The organism is Streptomyces nigra (assembly GCF_003074055.1).
GTDB classification, from domain to species: Bacteria; Actinomycetota; Actinomycetes; order Streptomycetales; family Streptomycetaceae; genus Streptomyces; species Streptomyces nigra.
The window spans coordinates 4,973,340-4,991,629 of the sequence record NZ_CP029043.1 but is presented as its reverse complement, the minus strand read 5'-3'; the positions used below and the strand labels follow the sequence as shown (position 1 = coordinate 4,991,629).

Below are 18,290 nucleotides of genomic sequence, written 5' to 3'. Positions count from 1 at the left end.
GGCCCCCGCACCCGGTGCCCTTACTGCTGCTGCGCGAGGCGCTTGTTGAACTCGTCCTCGACCTGCTTGGCGGCGGCGGCCGGGGACTTCCCGTTCAGCACGGCGGTCATGTACGTCTTGACCGGGTTGGGGGCGTTCTCGACGGCGGCCCACTCGGGGATCAGCGGCGTGGTGCCACCGCCCGCGGCGGCCGGCGCGGCGGCCTCGGCGACCTCGTTGCCCTTGAGGTTGCTCTGCAGCGACTCCTTGTTGGGGATGACGCCGTTGAGCTTGGCGAGCTGGCCCTCGTACTGGTCGGACAGGGCGATCTTCAGGAACTCCTTGGCGAGCTCCTGCTTCTTGCTGCCCGCGGCGACCGCGAGGTTGGAGCCGCCGAGGAAGACGCCCTCGGGCTTGTCGGCCGTGGCACCGGGGATGGTGAAGTAGCCGATCTCCTTCTCGATCTTCGGGTTCGCCTTGATCGCGATGCCGGCCTCCCAGCCCATGCCGATGAAGGCGCCGACGTTGCCCTTGCCGAAGACCTCGCCCTGCTGCGGGGTGGCCTCGTCCTTGTCCTTGGGGGCCTTGGACAGGGCCTGGAACTTCTTGTACGTCTCCATGGCGGCGGCGACCTTCGGGTCGTCGAGGTTGGAGACGTACTTGCCGTCCTGCTCCTTCACCAGCTGGACGCCCTCACCGATGGTGAGGCCCACGAAGTGGTACCAGTTCTGGCCGGGCAGGTAGATGGGCTCGGCGTCGGTCTTCTCGCCGATCTGCTTGAGGTCGGCGTAGAACTCGTCGCGGGTCTTGGGCGTGTCCTTGATGCCGGCGTCGGCCCAGACCTTCTTGTTGTAGAGCACCACGCGGTTGGCGAAGTACCACGGCGCCGCGTACTGCTTGCCCTCGAAGATGGAGGACTCGTTGAGGGACGCCGTCCACTCGGCGCCGATCTCGTTCTTGAGGTCGGCCAGGTCGGCGAGGCCGCCCGTCTTGGCGTAGGCCGGCGTCTGGGTGTTGCCGATCTCGAAGACGTCCGGCGGGTTCTCCTCGGAGAGGGCGGTGGTCAGCTTCTGCTGGATGCCGTTCCACTGCTGGATCTGGAACTTGACCTTGGCCTTGGTCTTCTTCTCGAAGGCGGCGGCGACGTCCTTCTGCCACTGGTCGGGCGAGGAACCGTCCATCACCCACACCGTGAGCGTCTCGCCGGCGTACCCGTCCGCCCCGGCCTTGCCCCCGCCGTCGCCGTTGTCGCCCCCGCACGCCGCCAGGGAGATCATCATGCCCGCGACACCGATCGCGGATATCAGCCTGCGCTTCACGCCACCCTCCTCAGGGATGCCACAAACCCCCCTGCCTCCCCGCACTAGCGATGGGCCGGGACCTGGACCAATGGTGTAGACCAGTACCCGGAGCTTGGACCAGACCAGAAGGGGTGTCAAGGGTGCTCGAAGGGGCTCCTACCAGCCGTTATGCGACCTACATATGCAGGAACCTTTAAGTAAGAAACCCTCGAAAATGCGGCTCGCGGCCGCCATCGGCCGCTAGACCATTGCATTCTGTGGACTAGACCAAACGGCCCGGCGACGGTATACAGAACAGATCACGGAGCGTACGGGGACAGGCCCCGCGCCACCGTGCCACGATGTGAGCCGCAGCCGGAGCGGGAAGGCGGAGCATGAGCACCGACGTCAGCAGTGCGGAGAACGAGAGCGGCGTCCCCGTCCGCACCGCCCGCGTGCCCAAGTACTACCGCCTGAAGAAGCATCTCCTCGACATGACGGAGACCCAGGCGCCCGGCACCCCCGTGCCGCCCGAGCGCACGCTCGCCGCCGAGTTCGACACCTCGCGCACGACCGTGCGCCAGGCCCTGCAGGAACTCGTCGTCGAGGGCAGGCTGGAGCGCATCCAGGGCAAGGGCACGTTCGTCGCCAAGCCGAAGGTGTCGCAGGCGCTGCAGCTCACCTCGTACACCGAGGACATGCGGGCACAGGGCCTGGAGCCGACCTCGCAGCTGCTGGACATCGGCTACATCACCGCCGACGACCGGCTGGCCGACCTGCTCGACATCACGGCCGGCGGCCGGGTGCTGCGCATCGAGCGGCTGCGCATGGCGAACGGCGAGCCGATGGCCATCGAGACCACGCACCTGAGCGCCAAGCGCTTCCCCGCGCTGCGCCGGTCGCTGGTCAAGTACACCTCGCTCTACACCGCGCTCGCCGAGGTCTACGACGTCCATCTCGCCGAGGCTGAGGAGACCATCGAGACCTCGCTGGCCACCCCGCGCGAGGCCGGTCTGCTCGGCACCGACGTGGGCCTGCCGATGCTCATGCTGTCCCGGCACTCCCTGGACCGCGAGGGCCAGCCGGTGGAGTGGGTGCGCTCGGTGTACCGCGGCGACCGCTACAAGTTCGTGGCCAGGCTCAAGAGGCCGCAGGACTGACGTACGGACGAGGTCGGTACGGAAGATTCCGCTTCTGTCCAGCTCCATGTGACGTGCACACGATTCCTCCACATCGGAAGGGCGGTCAAAGCCTTCCGCTGCGGTTGCGCCGTCACCTACATTGCCCGGGCATTTCCCAGGCGATCAATGAGCGGAGCCGTCCGATGTCAGATGCACCAGAAGTGAACAGAGGCCTGGTGACGCCCGCCCGGGTGGTCATCGGCCTCTGCCTGGCCGCACCCTTCGTGGCGATGCTGTGGGTGGGTTCGTACAGCAGGACCGACCCGCAGTTCATCGGCATCCCGTTCTTCTACTGGTACCAGATGCTGTGGGTGCTGATCTCGACGCTGCTGACGATGACCGCGTACAAGCTGTGGCAGCGTGACCAGCGCGCCCGCGCCTCCCAGAAGGGCGGTGCCGCGGAATGAACGACGGCGTGAACGGCGTCGCGCTCGGCGTCTTCATCTTCTTCTTCCTGGCCGTCACGGTCATGGGCTTCCTGGCCGCGCGCTGGCGCAAGGCCGAGAACGAGCACAGCCTCGACGAATGGGGCCTGGGCGGCCGGTCGTTCGGCACCTGGGTCACATGGTTCCTGCTCGGCGGCGACCTGTACACCGCGTACACCTTCGTGGCGGTCCCGGCGGCGATCTACGCGGCCGGCGCGGCGGGCTTCTTCGCGGTGCCGTACACCATCCTCGTCTACCCGCTGATCTTCACGTTCCTGCCGCGCCTGTGGTCGGTCTCGCACAAGCACGGCTATGTGACGACCTCCGACTTCGTGCGCGGGCGGTTCGGCTCCAAGGGCCTGTCGCTGGCCGTGGCGGTCACCGGCATCCTGGCGACGATGCCCTACATCGCGCTCCAGCTGGTCGGCATCCAGGCCGTCCTGGACGTGATGGGCGTCGGCGGCGGCGAGAACACCAACTGGTTCATCAAGGACCTGCCGCTGCTCATCGCCTTCGGCGTGCTGGCGGCGTACACCTACTCGTCGGGCCTGCGCGCCCCCGCGCTGATCGCGTTCGTCAAGGACACGCTGATCTACATCGTCATCGCGGTGGCGATCATCTACATCCCGATCAAGCTGGGCGGCTTCGACGAGATCTTCGCCAAGGCGAGCGAGGCGTACAGCCAGACCAACCCGGCCACGGGCGCGCCACGCGGGGCGCTCACCCCGCCGGACGCGACCCAGTGGACGTACGCCACGCTGGCGCTGGGCTCCGCCCTCGCGCTGTTCATGTACCCGCACTCGATCACCGCGACGCTGTCCTCCCGCAGCCGTGAGGTGATCCGGCGCAACACCACGATCCTGCCGCTGTACTCCCTGATGCTGGGTCTGCTGGCCCTGCTGGGCTTCATGGCGATCGCGGCCGGGATCAAGGTGCAGAACGGGCAGCTGGCGATCCCGCAGCTGTTCGAGAACATGTTCCCGGCCTGGTTCGCGGGCGTGGCCTTCGCGGCCATCGGCATCGGCGCGCTGGTGCCGGCGGCGATCATGTCCATCGCAGCGGCGAACCTGTTCACCCGCAACATCTACAAGGACTTCATCAGGCCGGACGCCACGCCCGCCCAGGAGACCAAGGTCTCCAAGCTGGTGTCGCTGCTGGTGAAGGTGGGCGCGCTGGTCTTCGTCCTCACCATGGACAAGACGGTCGCCATCAACTTCCAGCTGCTGGGCGGCATCTGGATCCTGCAGACCTTCCCGGCCCTGGTCGGCGGCCTGTTCACCCGCTGGTTCCACCGCTGGGCCCTGCTGGCCGGCTGGGCGGTCGGCATGATCTACGGCACGCTCGCCGCGTACGGGGTGGCGACCCCGGCGCAGAAGCACTTCGGCGGCTCCTCCAAGGAGATCCCGGGCATCGGTGAGATCGGCTACATCGGTCTGACGGCGTTCGTGCTCAACGCGCTGGTCACCGTCGTCCTGACGTTCGTCCTGAAGGCCGCGAAGGCCCCCGACGGCGTCGACGAGACGAAGCCGGAGGACTACACGGCGGACGCGGGCGACCCCGGCGTCCAGGTGGAGCTGCCGCCGGCCACGGCGGGCTCGTCCCACTGAACCACCCGCACACGGCGGGCCGTCGGAGAAATCCGGCGGCCCGCCGCCGTGTTCCTGCGGCAGACTCGGCGGCATGGACATCGTGATCCGGCCGGCGGCCCCCGGGGAGTACGGCATCCTCGGGGAGATCACCGCAGAGGCCTATCTACGGGACGGACTGCTGGACTTCGGCGAGGACGACTCCTATCTCCATGAGCTCAAGGACGTGGCCAGGCGCGCGGCGGCCGCCGAGGTACTCGTCGCTGTCGAGCGCGACCGTGTCCTCGGCGGCGTGACCTTCGTCTCGGGCAGCGGCCCGATGGCGGATCTGGCCGGGCCCGGCGAGGCGGAGATCCGGATGCTCGCCGTCGACCGGGCGGCCCGGGGACGCGGCGCCGGCGAGGCGCTCGTACGCGCCTGCCTGGACCGCGCCCGCGCCACGGAGGGCTGTGTACGCGTGGTCCTCTCCTCCCAGCCCACCATGTACAGCGCCCATCGCATCTACGAGCGTCTGGGCTTCGTCCGCACCCCGGAACGGGACTGGAACCCCGTGCCGGAGCTCCTCGACCTCACGCTCGTCACCTATGAGTTGACGCTCTGACACCACCACGCCACAACATCTAGGGGTGGCGCGACGGGCGAGCACAAGATGTATGCTCATGCTCGCTGTCGCCGCAGGGGAATCCGGTGCGAATCCGGAACTGTCCCGCAACGGTGTACTTGTGCATGTTCCGTGCACATGGTCAGTCCGAGGACCTGCCGACAGTGCGTCCCGGCCACCCGGCCGGTGCGCCCAGACGTCCGGGCCTCGTGGAATGGGCCGGTGGACGCGACGCCCCGTGCGCTCGTGAGCTGCCCCCTGCCCTCCGCAAGGCCCTGTGCCGAGCGAGGGAGAGCCTCACGTGACCATCGCGCCAGCCGAACCGGCCTCAGCGGCGGCCGAACCGGAGAACGACGGTCCCGGTGCCGCGCTGTTGCGGACCCTGACCGAGCTGACCGCCGACCTCCCCGACGCCGACCCCGGCCGGGTCGCCGCCGCCGCGCTGCGCGGCCGGTCCGCGCGGGCCGACGAGGCGGAGCTGCGCGAGCTCGCCACCGAGGCGGCGGCCGGTCTCATCTCCGAGGACCCGGCGTACAGCCGGCTGGCCGCGCGGCTGCTCACCCTCTCCATCGCCGCCGAGGCCGCCTCGCAGGGCGTCACGAGCTTCACGGGGTCGGTCGCGACCGGGCACCGCGAGGGCCTGATCGCCGACCGGACCGCCGCGTTCGCGCGGACGCACGCGGACCGGCTCGACGCGCTCGTCGACCCCGCCGCCGACGACCGCTTCGGCTACTTCGGCCTGCGCACCCTCTACAGCCGCTATCTGCTGCGGCATCCGCACACCCGCAAGGTGATCGAGACGCCCCAGCACTTCCTGCTGAGGGTCGCCTCCGGCCTCGCCGCGGACGACACCTCCTCGGCGGTGGACGAGGTCGCCGCGCTGTACCGGCTGATGAGCCGCCTGGAGTACCTGCCGTCCTCCCCCACGCTCTTCAACTCCGGCACCCGGCACCCCCAGATGTCGTCCTGCTACCTCCTGGACTCCCCCAAGGACGAGCTGGACTCGATCTACGACCGCTACCACCAGGTCGCCCGGCTCTCCAAGCACGCCGGCGGCATCGGGCTGTCGTACTCCCGCATCCGCTCCCGGGGTTCGCTGATCCGGGGCACCAACGGGCACTCCAACGGCATCGTCCCGTTCCTGAAGACGCTGGACGCCTCCGTGGCGGCCGTGAACCAGGGCGGGCGGCGCAAGGGCGCGGCGGCGGTGTACCTGGAGACCTGGCACTCCGACATCGAGGAGTTCCTGGAGCTGCGGGACAACACCGGTGAGGACGCCCGCCGTACACACAATCTGAACCTCGCGCACTGGGTGCCGGACGAGTTCATGCGCCGGGTCGAGGCCGACCGGCCGTGGAGCCTGTTCTCCCCCGCCGACGTGCCCGAGCTGGTCGATCTGTGGGGCGAGGAGTTCGACGCGGCCTACCGCGCGGCCGAGGCGGAGGGCCTCGCGCGCAAGACCCTCCCGGCCCGCGAGCTGTACGGCCGGATGATGCGCACCCTCGCGCAGACCGGCAACGGCTGGATGACCTTCAAGGACGCCGCCAACCGGACCGCCAACCAGACCGCCCTGCCCGGGCACGTCGTGCACTCCTCCAACCTGTGCACCGAGATCCTGGAGGTCACGGACGACGGGGAGACGGCGGTCTGCAACCTCGGCTCGGTCAACCTCGGCGCCTTCGTGCGCGACGGGGACATCGACTGGGAGCGCCTGGACGAGACGGTCCGCACGGCCGTCACGTTCCTCGACCGGGTCGTGGACATCAACTTCTACCCGACCGAGCAGGCCGGCCGCTCCAACGCCCGGTGGCGCCCGGTGGGTCTGGGCGCGATGGGTCTGCAGGACGTCTTCTTCCAGCTGCGGCTGCCCTTCGACTCGCCCGAGGCGAAGGCGCTGTCCACGCGGATCGCCGAGCGCGTCATGCTCGCCGCGTACGAGGCGTCCGCCGACCTCGCCGAGCGCGAAGGGCCGGTGCCGGCCTGGGAGAAGACGCGCACCGCCCAGGGCGTGCTGCACCCCGACCACTACGACGTGGAGCTGACCTGGCCCGAGCGCTGGGCCGCGCTGCGCGACCGCCTCGCCACCACCGGCCTGCGCAACTCGCTGCTGCTGGCCATCGCCCCGACCGCCACGATCGCGTCGATCGCCGGTGTCTACGAGTGCATCGAGCCGCAGGTCTCCAACCTGTTCAAGCGCGAGACGCTGTCCGGCGAGTTCCTCCAGGTCAACTCGTATCTGGTGGAGGAGCTGAAGCGGCTCGGCGTGTGGGACGCCCGCACCCGTGAGGCGCTGCGCGAGGCCAACGGCTCGGTGCAGGACTTCGCGTGGATCCCGGCGGACGTACGGGCGCTGTACCGCACGGCGTGGGAGATCCCGCAGCGCGGCCTGATCGACATGGCGGCGGCACGCACGCCGTTCCTCGACCAGTCGCAGTCCCTGAACCTGTTCCTGGAGACGCCGACCATCGGGAAGCTCTCCTCGATGTACGCGTACGCCTGGAAGCAGGGGCTGAAGACCACGTACTACCTGCGCTCCCGCCCGGCGACGAGGATCGCCCGCGCGGCCCGCGCCACCGTCCCCGTCCAGCAGGCCGCCGACCCCGAGGCCGTCGCCTGCTCCCTTGAGAACCCCGAGTCCTGCGAGGCCTGCCAGTGACCACCAGCACGACCAAGAACCTGCTCGACCCCGGCTTCGAGCTGACCCTGCGCCCCATGCGCTACCCGGACTTCTACGAGCGCTACCGGGACGCGATCAAGAACACCTGGACCGTCGAGGAGGTCGACCTCCACTCGGACGTCGCCGACCTCGCGAAGCTGACCCCGGCCGAACAGCACCTGATCGGGCGGCTGGTGGCGTTCTTCGCGACCGGTGACTCGATCGTCGCGAACAATCTGGTGCTGACCCTGTACAAGCACATCAACTCCCCGGAGGCGCGGCTGTATCTGTCGCGCCAGCTGTTCGAGGAGGCCGTGCACGTCCAGTTCTATCTGACGCTGCTGGACACCTACCTCCCCGATCCGGAGGACCGGGCGGCGGCGTTCGCGGCGGTGGAGAACATCCCGTCGATCCGTGAGAAGGCCGAGTTCTGCTTCCGCTGGATGGACTCGGTGGAGAAGCTGGACCGGCTGGAGTCGCAGTCCGACCGCCGGCGGTTCCTGCTCAACCTGATCTGCTTCGCCGCCTGCATCGAGGGCCTGTTCTTCTACGGGGCCTTCGCCTACGTCTACTGGTTCCGCAGCCGGGGCCTGCTGCACGGCCTCGCGACCGGCACCAACTGGGTGTTCCGGGACGAGACCATGCACATGTCGTTCGCGTTCGACGTGGTCGACACGGTCCGCAAGGAGGAGCCGGAGCTGTTCGACGACCGGCTCCAGCAGCAGGTCACCGACATGCTGAAGGAGGCCGTCGAGGCCGAGCTGCAGTTCGCGCGCGACCTGTGTGGTGACGGCCTCCCGGGCATGAACACCGACTCGATGCGGCAGTACCTGGAGTGCGTCGCCGACCAGCGGCTGACCCGCCTCGGCTTCGCCCCGGTGTACGGCTCCGAGAACCCCTTCTCCTTCATGGAGCTGCAGGGGGTTCAGGAGTTGACCAACTTCTTCGAGCGGCGTCCCTCGGCGTACCAGGTGGCGGTGGAGGGCACCGTCGACCTGGACGAGGACTTCTGAGTCCGGACCGCGTCGCGCTCCTGGGCCTCCCTGATCTGACGGTCGATGCGGCGGTCGTGCACGATCCCGATCACCGAGGGGAGGACCAGGAGGACGAACATCCCGAGCACGACGGCCATGGCGAGCAGTGTCTGTGTCTGTTCCGTAGTCATGACACCACTGTCGCGCCGGACACTCCTGTCGAACAGTGGCAGGACTGCCGCACACCCTCGATTTACTGCCATCCGCGAGGCACAATGGCACCATGCTGAAGAACGTGGCGGCCGTCCTGCTGGACGGCGTACACCCCTTCGAACTCGGTGTGGTCTGCGAGGTGTTCGGCATCGACCGCAGCGACGAGGGCCTGCCCACGTACGACTTCGCGGTCGTCTCGGCCGAGGGGCCGACGCTGGGCACCCACGCCGGCGGGCTGACCCTCTCCACCCCGTACGGTCTGGAGCGGCTGGAGGAGGCGGACCTGATCGCGGTGCCGGCCGGGAACGACTACCTCACCCGTGACTTTCCGCCCGAGCTGCTGGACGCCCTGGTCAGGGCGGTCGACCGGGGCGCCCGGGTGCTCAGCGTCTGCTCCGGGGTCTTCATGCTGGGAGCGGCGGGCCTGCTCGACGGACGGCGGTGCAGTGTGCACTGGCGGCATGCCGAGGAGCTGGCGCGGCGGCACCCCCGGACGACGGTCGAGCCCGATGTGCTCTACGTCGACGAGGGGCCGGTGATCACCAGCGCCGGCACCGCCGCCGGCATCGACGCCTGTCTGCACCTGGTGCGCAAGGAGCAGGGCCCGGAGGTCGCCAACAAGATCGCCCGGCGGATGGTGGTGCCGCCCCACCGGGACGGCGGCCAGGCCCAGTACATCGAGCGCCCGCTGCCCGCCTCCTCCTGCGACACCGTCGGCGAGGTGCTGGCCTGGATGGAGCGGCACCTAGACGAGGACGTCACCGTCGAGCAGCTCGCCGAGCGCGCGCTGATGTCCCCGCGGACCTTCGCCCGCCGCTTCCAGCAGGAGACCGGCACCACCCCCTACCGCTGGATCCTGCGGCAACGGGTCCTGCTGGCCCAGCAGTTGCTGGAGGCGACGGACGAGACGGTGGACGCGATCGCCGGCCGGACCGGGTTCGGCACGGCCGCCGCGCTCCGCCACCAGTTCGTACGGGCCCTCGGGACGACCCCCCAGGCCTACCGGCGCACGTTCAAGGGACCCGAGGCCGCCTAAGGGCTACGGGGTGTCGTCCGCAGTCTCAGGTCGTGCGGGTGGAGGGTGATGCCGACCCTGGTCCCGTCCTTCGAGCCGGGTGTCTGCTCGAAGTGGTACGAGGTCGCCAGCGCCGCCGTGACGAGTGTCAGCAGCGCCATCGACAAGTGGTCGCTCGGGCACTTGCGGTTACCGACGCCGAACGGCGTCATGGCGTACTTCGGCACCTCCTTCGCCCGCTCCGGCAGCCAGCGGTCCGGGTCGAACCGGAGGTGGTCGGTGTAGGACCGCGGGTCGCGCTGGACCGCGTACGGGCTGTAGACGATGTCGGACCCGGCCGGAATGCGATAGCCACCGAGTTCGGTGTCGGCGACCGCGCGCCGGGTGAGAATCCAGATCGCGGGCCGCAGCCGCATTGCCTCGATCACGACATTGTTGGTGTGCCGCAGGGCGCGGACGTCCTCGAATGCCACCGGCCGGCCGGCGGTCACGGATTCAACTTCCGCGCGCACCTTGTCGGCGTGTTCCGGGTGCTCGGCGAGGACATGGAGCAGCCACATGATCGTGGACCCCACGGTTTCGGCCCCTGCGGTCAGAATGGCGACGACCTGGTCGTGGATCTCCTGCTCGCCAATGGGGTCGCCATTGCCGTCCGTGGCCTCCAGCAATGCCGTCAGCAAATCGTTCGGCCTTTGACCGGATGCCCGGCGTTCGGCGACGATCTCGTCGACGATGAGATGGAAATCGGCCAGGGCTCCGTTGAATCGGCGGTTGGCCGGGAGCGGCAGCCTGTAAAGCGGCCCGAGTGGGATCACCATCCGCCGGTACATGCCCCGGAAGAGCGTGTCGAGCGCCGCGGACAGCCGCTCGGCGCGTTCGTCCATGTACGCCCCGCGCAGCAGGCAGCGGGCGGCGACGCGCACGGCGATCCGGAAGGCCTCGGTGGTGCAGTCGATGATCTCGCCGGCCTGCCACCGCCCGGTGAGCGCGTGTGCCTCCTCCTCCATGACCGGCGCGTAGCCGGGGATGGCGTCGAGCCGGAACGCGGGCTGCATGGTGCGGCGCTGACGGCGGTGCCGGGGCCCGTTCGCGGTGGCCACGCCCTCCTTGCCGAGCAACTCCTCCAGCGACTCCCACAGCGGCCCGGCGATCTCGAAGTCGGTGCTCAGCGCCAGTGCCCCGGTGAGTTCGGGGCTGGTGACGGCGTACAGGGTCTTCGGGCCGAGCCTCAGGCGGACGACCTCGCCGTGGTCGCGCAGCCCGGACATGAAGGCCAGGGGATCTCGGACCATGCGCCAGGCGTGGCGCAGTACGGGGACCCCGCCGCCGGCGAGGGGCGGCTCGCGCAGTTCGGAGGACGGACGGGAGCCGGTTCCCGGGGGTACGGACTCGACGGTCATTTCTCACCTGCCGCTTCGTTGCTGACGTACGGGGGCGTGGACCGGTCGTCCCAGCTGTCGACCTTGTACCGGCCGGACTCGTGGTGGAACCAGTAGACCGAGCTGAACCAGTTGCGCATATTGCCGACGCAGGTGCGCACGGCGGTACCGAGTTCCTTTCCGTACCGGGTGCCGTCGGCGAGGGAGTCGGCGAACACCAGGGCGTCGCGTTCGGCGACGAGGAATGCGGAGACACACCCGTCGATGCGGTGCCGCATTTCGACGATGGCCTCTTCCAGGGTCAGCCGTTCATGGGTGACGAGACTGATGCCGAGATTGTGGACCTCGTCGCCCGCTATTTCCTTCGGGAGGGAGCAGAGGTCGTTGTACCAGGCGGCGAATTCCTGGCTCAGTAATGCCGCCCTCCGGTATGCGGGATGCTTTCTCACGAAGTCGGGGAGTTCGAGTTCCGCGCTCGGTTCGAGAAGGTCGTTCCAGATGTGGTGGGCGAAGGTGAGTCGGCGCAGGGCGAGGTATTCCTCGACAGTGGGGATACGCCCTTCGGTGCGGTTCACGAATTCCCGGTCGTACGCCTCGATGACGGCGTGGAAGTGGCGGGCGAAGCGGGCGTTCCAGCCGGGCGACAGGAACGAGTACAGCCGTACGAGGCTGTCGGCCAGTCCCGCCACCAGCGGATCGGTGTGCCCGAGGTGCCGCTCGGGCGCGTCGAGGGCGGTGTGCAGCCGGGTCCGCAGCCGCCGCCAGGCGGCCGGCCGGCGGTGGACGATGTCGCGGTCGTGCCGGTCGTCCCAGACGAAGAACCACGCGCTGTAGTCGGCTATCGCCTGCAGGACGGCCTCGGGGGCCTCGGTGTAGTACCCCGCCATGAGGTCGGTGTAGCAGAGGCCGTCGGCATACTCCTCGACCTTGTCGGCCGGCATGAGCCGTTTTTCGAGGAGCCAGGTGCGGGTCTTCTCCTGGAGCCGGGGCCAATAGGGATGGAGTTGCCTGGGAAACGCTTCCTCGATCACCGGAAGACAGAGCGCTGGTGGTACCGGTACCGCTGTCGGTGTCGATGTGGTGCCGCGTGAGAAAGCATGCACGAACAAACCCCTCTCAGCCCGCCGGTCGGTCACGCCCTCCCCTGCGCCGGGCGTGCACCGTCGTGTATCCCCGCACTTCCATTCAGCACCACAACTGACCGTTCTGGGAACGGATTTGCATCATTCACTACCCCTACAGGACCGCAGTCCCGCTGTCATCGGCGGGACGCGCTCGAACAGATGACGGAGACGCGAACGGCGCCCGACCGGGACGGAGGTCCTGGGCGGGCGCCGTACGGATGCGGCCCGTGGGCGCGAGGGGGTCAGTCGTTGGCGACGACCGGGTAGCGCGGCTCGTTCTCGGCCATCTGCCGCAGCGCGTCCTTGCGCTCCCGCTTGGAGAGGCGGTCGATGTAGAGGTAGCCGTACAGGTGGTCCGTCTCGTGCTGCAGGCAGCGGGCGAAGTAGCCCGTGCCACGCACCTTGATCGGGTTGCCCTTCTCGTCCTGGCCGGTCACCTCGGCGTAGTCCGGGCGGGCCAGCGGGGCGTACGCGGTCGGCACGGACAGGCAGCCCTCGTTGCTGTCGTCCAGGCGGCGCCGGTCGGCGGGCAGCTCCACGAGCTTGGGGTTGCAGACGACACCGACGTGCCGCACGCCGTCGTCGTCCGGGCAGTCGTAGACGAAGACCTTCAGGTCGACGCCGATCTGGTTGGCGGCCAGGCCGACCCCCTCGGCGGTGCGCTGCGAGGCGAACATGTCGTCGACCAGCTGCCGCAGTTCGTCGTCGAACTCCGTGACGTCCTTGCACTCCTTGTGGAGGACCGGGTTGCCGACGACCGTGATGGGCCGCGAGGTGCCGCGCTCGCGGTACGCCTGCTCGCGCTCGTCGCAGTCCTCCGAGTCGATGACGAAGCCCTCGTCGTCGACGGGGAGCACGCCCGCGTGCTGCTGATCGGTGTCCTGCTGGGCCATGACAGACGTAAGCCTTTCCTGCACAAACCGGGGATCGGACGGACGGTGATGCTGATACAGGGTACGGGGAACGCTCAGCAGACCTCTTCGAGATCACGCCAGTCACGGCTGTCCGGGCTGTCCGCGACCCAGCCGTCCAGCAGCCCCCGGACCAGCGCGGCCGGTGCCGCGACCCCGCACTCGCGCTCCGGCACCCACAGCTGCCCGTCGGTGCGGTGCCCGAGCGGACCGGGGTGGCCCGGCTCACTGTGGTCGTGCGGGTCCAGATGCTCCCCGTCGCCCTCGTCGGACGGCATCCGTGACTCGGAGCACATCCGGCACAGCAGCCGCACGGACGACGACCAGTCCTCCGCGGCGAACCCGGCGTCGGCGGCGAGCTGCTCCAGGGCGTCCCGGTCGGACTCGGTGGCCGCCTCCAGCAGGACCACCCAGGTCGGGACGGGCGACGGCGCCCACAGCTCGATCTCGTCGAAGACCGGGAAGGAGTGACCCGACGACGTGGTCCGCTCCCCGTGGGGCACACCGTCGTGCAGCACGACCTCGCCCCAGCGGCGCCCGGACGACGGCAGCGGGATCGACAGCACCTCGATCCGGGCGGGGTCCAGCCGCCGCCCCCACACCACCTCGGCCTCACCCTCCGGGGAGAGCCGTACGGCCGCGCTGCCCAGGTCCATCCCGGCCGGCTCACCGGACTCGGTGGCCCCGCCCGGCACCCGCAGGCCGTACGCCTGCCAGGCCCGCCGGGCCAGCGGCCAGTCCTGCAGCGCGGTCGCCGCGATGCCGACGTTCCACCAGTCGGGGGCGCCGGTCTCCCGGTCCAGCAGGGCCACGGCCCGCAGCCCGGCCGCCCGCGCCTGCTCCCAGTCGTGCCGGAACTTGTGCAGCAGCGCGAGGTTGAACCAGGACTCGGACAGCCAGGGCTCCAGATCGGCGGCCCGCGTCAGCAGCGCGCCGGCGTCCTCGTACCGGCCGTCGCCGATCAGAGTGAACGCCCGGTCGGTGGCCTGCCGCCAGGAGGCGGAGGGCCGGTGCCGTCCCTTGCCGAAGATCCTCACGATTCCCGCCTGCCAGTTCCGTGGAGTGGGCTGGCTAGTGCTGCCCCCGGACACCCTTTCCTTCGCATCCAACCACGTACGGCTGGAAGGGCGCTCATTACCCATGGGTTACCCAGCCACAGGCATGCTCAGACCGTCTCTGGACAGGACCCGCGCGAGCGAGCCGACCACCTCCGGGGCGTACTCCCCGGCGGTGCCCAGGCGCAGTTCCTCCAGGGCCGCCAGCGCCCCGCCGGGCCCGGCGTCGCGTGCCTTCTCCTCGTACGCGTTCACCGCGCGCACGATCCGGGCGGCGACCGGCTGCTCGGCGCAGGGGTCCGCGAGACGCTCCACGATCAGCGCCACCTGGAGGCTCACACCGGTCTGCCGGACCACGGCTCCGCCGAGCAGCGCGATCCGCCGCTGCTCCTCGGCGGGCAGCCGGGCGGTCGCCCCGGCCGGCACCGGGTCGACCAGGCTGAGCTGTCCGATGTCGTGCATGAGCGCCGCGTACTCCAGCACGGTGAGCTCCGCCTCGGACAGCCCGAGGTCCCGGCCGACCTCCCGGCTGAGGGCGGCCACCCGGCGGGCGTGCCCGGCCGGGGTGTATCCGGCGATCTCGGTGGCCCGGGCGAGGGAGGCGATGGTCTGCCGGTAGGTGGTCCGCACGGCGGCGTACCGGCGGAACGACATCTGGGTGAGCAGCAGCGGCACCGAGAAGACCGGCAGCGCCCACAGCCCGACGACGGCGACGGCGAGCGCCATCACCGCGCCCGTGGCGCAGACCGCCGACCCGATGCCGAGGGTGGCCCGCAGCTCGTCGCGGAGCAGCGGGCCGAACGGCCAGCCGGTGCGGGAGTGCGCGAGGGCCGCGGCGAGCAGCGCGTCGCACAGGAAGGTGAGAGTGAGGACCGCCGCCAGGAGCACGGCGTACGAGGTGCCCCAGCCGTGGAAGGCGCCCTGGTTGTAGAGGGGGTGCAGACAGACCGCGGCGAAGCCGGTGGTGAGCACGCGCCGCGCGAGATGGTCCCGCACGGGCCGGCCGCACGCGATGTGCGGGACGCTCCCGAGCAGCGAGGCGGTGAGCACCACGCCGACCACCTGGGTCACCCCGTGATGGGTGGCCTGCCCGCCGGCCTCCCCGAGCAGCGCGTACGACAGGGCGGCCGCGGCGCCGAGGGGTGCGGCCTCGCGGCCTTCGGCCCCGGTCCAGCGGGTCAGTTCGCCGAGGACGACGAGGGCGCCGAAGGCGAGGGCGGTGCCGCGTTCGTCGAGGCCGTCGCGCAGACAGTCGAGCAGGGAGAGCCCGGCGAGGAGGGCGGCGCCGGTGTGGACGCAGCCGAGCAGGAGCGATGACCGCGGGGCCGTCATCGGTGGGCTCCGGGGACGCTGGAGACGGGTGGCCGGGGCGGGGGCGCGCCGGCCTCGTCCGCGGTCACGGCGGGGTGCCAGCCGAACCGGCGGACGGCGCGGACGAGCGCGGTGACCATCCGGGGGTCGAACTGCGAGCCCGCGCACCGCTGGAGCTCGCGCAGCGCGACCTGGACGGGCCGGGCCCGGGAGTAGGAGCGGGTCGACGTCATCGCGTCGAAGGCGTCCGCGACGGCCACCACCCGGGCGGGCTCCGGGATCTGGCTTCCCCTCAGGCCGTAGGGGTAGCCGCTGCCGTCGAGGCGTTCGTGGTGGTGCAGGACGGCGGCCCGGGCCTCGCCGAGGAAGGAGATGCCGCGGACCATCTCGTGCCCGTACTCCGGGTGCAGCTCGATGATCCGGCGTTCCTCGGGGGTGAGGGGGCCGTCCTTGCGGAGCAGTCGGGTGGGCACGCCGAGCTTGCCGACATCGTGCAGGATGCCGGCGAAGCGGAGCACCTCCACCCGCTCGTCGTCCAGGCCCAGTTCCCGGGCGATCATCATGGAGGCGTGCCCGACGCGCTCGCTGTGGCCGCGGGTGTAGCCGTCCTTGATGTCGACGGCCTGCACGAGGGCGCGGATGGTGGCCTGGTGGGCCGCGTGCTCACGGTGGTACTGGGCGAACACCCACCACGACACCCACATGGGCAGCAGCACGAGCAGGGCCGCGACCGGGCCGTACGGGCTGTGCCAGAGGACGGCCATCATGAGTCCGGCCAGGCCGTGCACGGCGATGGGCGCGAGGGAGCGCAGGTACAGTCCCCGCCAGGCGCGGCGGGCGGGCACCCGCTCGGCGAGCGCCAGGATGCCGCCGTCGAGCAGGGTGAGGACCAGGCAGAACGCGACGACGGCGGCCCCGGCGGCGGCGAGCGCGCGGGGGAACTCCGACGCCGTCACGGCGTCCGGCTCGCCGAGCGCCCCGTAGACCCCGGCGGCCGCGGACACGGCGAGCACCAGCTGGGAGGCCCGCCACAGGCGCCGCGGTCCACGCGGCCGGCGTCCGACGGGTCCGAGCAGCGCGCCCGGCACCGCCACGAGCGCGGCGGCGGGCGCGGGCAGCAGGAACGCCCCGGCCAGCAGCACGGGGTAGAAGGTGCCCGACAGACGTCCGCGGGCGGCGACGCGTCCCCCGCCGGCGTACAGCGCGGCGAGGAGAGCCACCGCCCACCAGGGCGGGTGCGCGGAGTGCAGGGGCAGCAGACAGAGCGCCGCCGCGAGGGCGGCACAGGCGACGTACACGCGCGCCCGTGCCGGCAAGGTCTCCATGCCCCGGCCCCTCCCCCACCGTCACCTGCTCAGCTCTCGCGGAGCCTAGGTGGGTGTGGGGGCGGGTGCGGGCGTGTCGCCCGCCTTTCGCACGTTCGGGTGACGCGAGGCGTCAGGTCTCCTGCGGAGCGGTGGCCACGTCGTGGTCGGGCACGGCCTGTCCGGAGCGGATCAGGTCGAGCCGGCCCAGCACCTTCGCGCGCAGGTCCGTGGGGACGTCGTCATGGCCGCAGCAGCGCTTGACGAGCTTCTTCACGGCCTCTTCGAGTCCGTACTTCTCCAGGCACGGCGAGCACTCCTGGAAATGCTGCTTGAACTTGACGCGGTCGACATCCGGCATCTCGCTGTCGAGGAACTCGTAGAGGTGGTCGAGTACCTCGGAGCAGTCCGTCTCGTGCGGCTCTCCGCAGCTCATGAGCCCGAGCCTTTCGCTTCGTCCGACTCTCCGGCGCCGGCCGGGACCAGCCCGCGCTCGCGGGCGTAGTCCTCGAGCATGCCGCGCAGTTGACGGCGGCCCCGGTGCAGCCGGGACATCACCGTTCCGATGGGTGTCCCCATGATGTCCGCGATCTCCTTGTACGCAAAGCCCTCTACGTCGGCCAGATACACGGCGATGCGGAATTCCTCGGGGATCGCCTGCAGTGCTTCCTTCACGTCCGAGTCCGGCAGGTGGTCCAGCGCCTGCGACTCGGCGGAGCGCAGTCCGGTCGACATGTGCGACTCGGCGCGCGCCAGCTGCCAGTCCTCGATCTCCTCGGCCGCGGAGCGCTGGGGTTCGCGCTGCTTCTTGCGGTAGGAGTTGATGAAGGTGTTGGTGAGGATCCGGTACAGCCACGCCTTCAGGTTGGTGCCCTCGCGGAACTGGTGGAAGGACGCGTACGCCTTGGCGTAGGTCTCCTGCACCAGGTCCTCGGCATCGGCCGGGTTGCGCGTCATGCGCAGCGCGGCCGAATACATCTGGTCGAGGAATTCGAGCGCGTCCCGCTCGAAGCGCGCGGTGCGCTCGGCGGTCGTCTCGGGGGACGTGCCCACGCTCGTGCCCAGGCCCTCGGGCTGCTCCGCCTGGCCGTTGTCGGTCCCTGCGTCGGTACCGGGAACCGGACCCACCTCCTCAAGATTCCGGGCAGGGCCGAATCCGGCCGTGCCTGAATCGGAGGATAGACGACCTGCCGTACCTGCCGCCCCTCGAATAGGGGCGGTCTTGGCCGCGTGCAGCACCGTCCAGTCCAGGTCGGCACGGCTGCTGCGACTCGGGCAGAAGGTCGAACCCATGCG

Annotated in this window: 17 protein-coding genes and 1 riboswitch; of the genes, 7 read left to right on the top strand and 10 right to left on the bottom strand. The window is 70.2% G+C overall.

Annotation, left to right across the window (positions count from 1 at the left end):
• Nucleotides 1–20 precede the first annotated feature (20 nt).
• On the bottom strand, nucleotides 21–1,298 hold the full coding sequence (locus DC008_RS23260) for an extracellular solute-binding protein (protein WP_108708610.1): 1,278 nt from the start codon (nucleotides 1,296–1,298) through the stop codon (nucleotides 21–23).
• A gap of 356 nt (nucleotides 1,299–1,654) precedes the next feature.
• Between DC008_RS23260 and DC008_RS23255 the strand changes: the two genes are divergently transcribed.
• The 6 genes from DC008_RS23255 to DC008_RS23230 all read left to right on the top strand — a co-directional run bounded on the left by DC008_RS23255 (nucleotide 1,655) and on the right by DC008_RS23230 (nucleotide 8,721).
• Nucleotides 1,655–2,419, top strand: a complete 765-nt coding sequence (locus tag DC008_RS23255; protein ID WP_055624146.1) for a GntR family transcriptional regulator — start codon at nucleotides 1,655–1,657, stop codon at nucleotides 2,417–2,419.
• Nucleotides 2,420–2,583: 164 nt separating this feature from the next.
• Nucleotides 2,584–2,847: a DUF3311 domain-containing protein gene (locus tag DC008_RS23250; RefSeq protein ID WP_055624147.1), complete on the top strand. Its 264-nt coding sequence runs from the start codon at nucleotides 2,584–2,586 to the stop codon at nucleotides 2,845–2,847.
• Entirely contained in the window at nucleotides 2,844–4,472 is a 1,629-nt protein-coding gene (gene mctP / locus DC008_RS23245; RefSeq protein ID WP_108708609.1) for a monocarboxylate uptake permease MctP, read from the top strand. Before DC008_RS23250 ends, mctP begins: the two co-directional genes overlap by 4 nt.
• A gap of 73 nt (nucleotides 4,473–4,545) precedes the next feature.
• Complete coding sequence (locus DC008_RS23240; protein ID WP_108708608.1) at nucleotides 4,546–5,052, top strand: GNAT family N-acetyltransferase; 507 nt, start codon at nucleotides 4,546–4,548, stop codon at nucleotides 5,050–5,052.
• A 52-nt stretch (nucleotides 5,053–5,104) separates the two neighbouring features.
• Nucleotides 5,105–5,229, top strand: a riboswitch (cobalamin riboswitch).
• 124 nt (nucleotides 5,230–5,353) lie between these two features.
• Nucleotides 5,354–7,708 carry a ribonucleoside-diphosphate reductase subunit alpha gene (locus tag DC008_RS23235; protein ID WP_108708607.1) on the top strand — a complete coding sequence of 785 codons (2,355 nt, stop codon included), beginning with the start codon at nucleotides 5,354–5,356 and terminating at the stop codon, nucleotides 7,706–7,708.
• A 56-nt stretch (nucleotides 7,709–7,764) separates the two neighbouring features.
• Nucleotides 7,765–8,721, top strand: coding sequence for a ribonucleotide-diphosphate reductase subunit beta (locus DC008_RS23230; RefSeq protein WP_235073978.1), 957 nt, complete (start codon nucleotides 7,765–7,767; stop codon nucleotides 8,719–8,721).
• Here the strand turns inward: DC008_RS23230 and DC008_RS23225 are convergent.
• Nucleotides 8,634–8,873, bottom strand: a complete 240-nt coding sequence (locus DC008_RS23225; RefSeq protein ID WP_062668204.1) for a hypothetical protein — start codon at nucleotides 8,871–8,873, stop codon at nucleotides 8,634–8,636. The genes DC008_RS23230 and DC008_RS23225 overlap by 88 nt on opposite strands.
• Before the next feature lie 92 nt (nucleotides 8,874–8,965).
• Here DC008_RS23225 and DC008_RS23220 point away from each other — a divergent pair, with 92 nt between their 5' ends.
• Nucleotides 8,966–9,931 carry a GlxA family transcriptional regulator gene (locus DC008_RS23220; protein ID WP_108708605.1) on the top strand — a complete coding sequence of 322 codons (966 nt, stop codon included), beginning with the start codon at nucleotides 8,966–8,968 and terminating at the stop codon, nucleotides 9,929–9,931.
• Here the strand turns inward: DC008_RS23220 and DC008_RS23215 are convergent.
• From DC008_RS23215 to DC008_RS23180, 8 genes are all read right to left on the bottom strand, one after another.
• Nucleotides 9,928–11,310: a bifunctional albaflavenone monooxygenase/terpene synthase gene (locus tag DC008_RS23215; RefSeq protein WP_108708604.1), complete on the bottom strand. Its 1,383-nt coding sequence runs from the start codon at nucleotides 11,308–11,310 to the stop codon at nucleotides 9,928–9,930. The genes DC008_RS23220 and DC008_RS23215 overlap by 4 nt on opposite strands.
• Complete coding sequence (gene cyc1 / locus DC008_RS23210; RefSeq protein WP_108710823.1) at nucleotides 11,307–12,392, bottom strand: epi-isozizaene synthase; 1,086 nt, start codon at nucleotides 12,390–12,392, stop codon at nucleotides 11,307–11,309. Before cyc1 ends, DC008_RS23215 begins: the two co-directional genes overlap by 4 nt.
• Before the next feature lie 263 nt (nucleotides 12,393–12,655).
• The gene (gene def / locus DC008_RS23205; RefSeq protein WP_108708603.1) at nucleotides 12,656–13,306 is read right to left on the bottom strand and encodes a peptide deformylase; all 651 of its coding nucleotides are present in this window, start codon (nucleotides 13,304–13,306) and stop codon (nucleotides 12,656–12,658) included.
• 74 nt (nucleotides 13,307–13,380) lie between these two features.
• Nucleotides 13,381–14,361 carry a tetratricopeptide repeat protein gene (locus DC008_RS23200; RefSeq protein WP_055624156.1) on the bottom strand — a complete coding sequence of 327 codons (981 nt, stop codon included), beginning with the start codon at nucleotides 14,359–14,361 and terminating at the stop codon, nucleotides 13,381–13,383.
• Between the two features lie 108 nt (nucleotides 14,362–14,469).
• Nucleotides 14,470–15,711, bottom strand: coding sequence for an HD-GYP domain-containing protein (locus DC008_RS23195; RefSeq protein ID WP_108708602.1), 1,242 nt, complete (start codon nucleotides 15,709–15,711; stop codon nucleotides 14,470–14,472).
• Complete coding sequence (locus tag DC008_RS23190; protein ID WP_108708601.1) at nucleotides 15,708–17,015, bottom strand: HD-GYP domain-containing protein; 1,308 nt, start codon at nucleotides 17,013–17,015, stop codon at nucleotides 15,708–15,710. The genes DC008_RS23195 and DC008_RS23190 overlap by 4 nt, the downstream gene beginning before the upstream one ends.
• A 112-nt stretch (nucleotides 17,016–17,127) precedes the next feature.
• Nucleotides 17,128–17,430 (bottom strand): mycothiol system anti-sigma-R factor, encoded by a 303-nt coding sequence (gene rsrA / locus DC008_RS23185; protein ID WP_055624159.1) that lies wholly within the window; start codon nucleotides 17,428–17,430, stop codon nucleotides 17,128–17,130.
• Nucleotides 17,427–18,122 (bottom strand): sigma-70 family RNA polymerase sigma factor, encoded by a 696-nt coding sequence (locus DC008_RS23180; protein ID WP_055624160.1) that lies wholly within the window; start codon nucleotides 18,120–18,122, stop codon nucleotides 17,427–17,429. The genes rsrA and DC008_RS23180 overlap by 4 nt, the downstream gene beginning before the upstream one ends.
• Nucleotides 18,123–18,290: the final 168 nt, after the last annotated feature.

What these genes read in the sequence shown, in the direction of transcription:
- DC008_RS23215 (WP_108708604.1), bottom strand. Translation starts at nt 11,310, where the DNA reads ATGACCGTCGAGTCCGTACCCCCGGGAACCGGCTCCCGTCCGTCCTCC.
- def (WP_108708603.1), bottom strand. Translation starts at nt 13,306, where the DNA reads ATGGCCCAGCAGGACACCGATCAGCAGCACGCGGGCGTGCTCCCCGTC.
- DC008_RS23225 (WP_062668204.1), bottom strand. Translation starts at nt 8,873, where the DNA reads ATGACTACGGAACAGACACAGACACTGCTCGCCATGGCCGTCGTGCTC.
- DC008_RS23255 (WP_055624146.1), top strand. Translation starts at nt 1,655, where the DNA reads ATGAGCACCGACGTCAGCAGTGCGGAGAACGAGAGCGGCGTCCCCGTC.
- DC008_RS23220 (WP_108708605.1), top strand. Translation starts at nt 8,966, where the DNA reads ATGCTGAAGAACGTGGCGGCCGTCCTGCTGGACGGCGTACACCCCTTC.
- DC008_RS23250 (WP_055624147.1), top strand. Translation starts at nt 2,584, where the DNA reads ATGTCAGATGCACCAGAAGTGAACAGAGGCCTGGTGACGCCCGCCCGG.
- DC008_RS23230 (WP_235073978.1), top strand. Translation starts at nt 7,765, where the DNA reads ATGCGCTACCCGGACTTCTACGAGCGCTACCGGGACGCGATCAAGAAC.
- DC008_RS23195 (WP_108708602.1), bottom strand. Translation starts at nt 15,711, where the DNA reads ATGACGGCCCCGCGGTCATCGCTCCTGCTCGGCTGCGTCCACACCGGC.
- DC008_RS23240 (WP_108708608.1), top strand. Translation starts at nt 4,546, where the DNA reads ATGGACATCGTGATCCGGCCGGCGGCCCCCGGGGAGTACGGCATCCTC.
- mctP (WP_108708609.1), top strand. Translation starts at nt 2,844, where the DNA reads ATGAACGACGGCGTGAACGGCGTCGCGCTCGGCGTCTTCATCTTCTTC.
- rsrA (WP_055624159.1), bottom strand. Translation starts at nt 17,430, where the DNA reads ATGAGCTGCGGAGAGCCGCACGAGACGGACTGCTCCGAGGTACTCGAC.
- DC008_RS23190 (WP_108708601.1), bottom strand. Translation starts at nt 17,015, where the DNA reads ATGGAGACCTTGCCGGCACGGGCGCGCGTGTACGTCGCCTGTGCCGCC.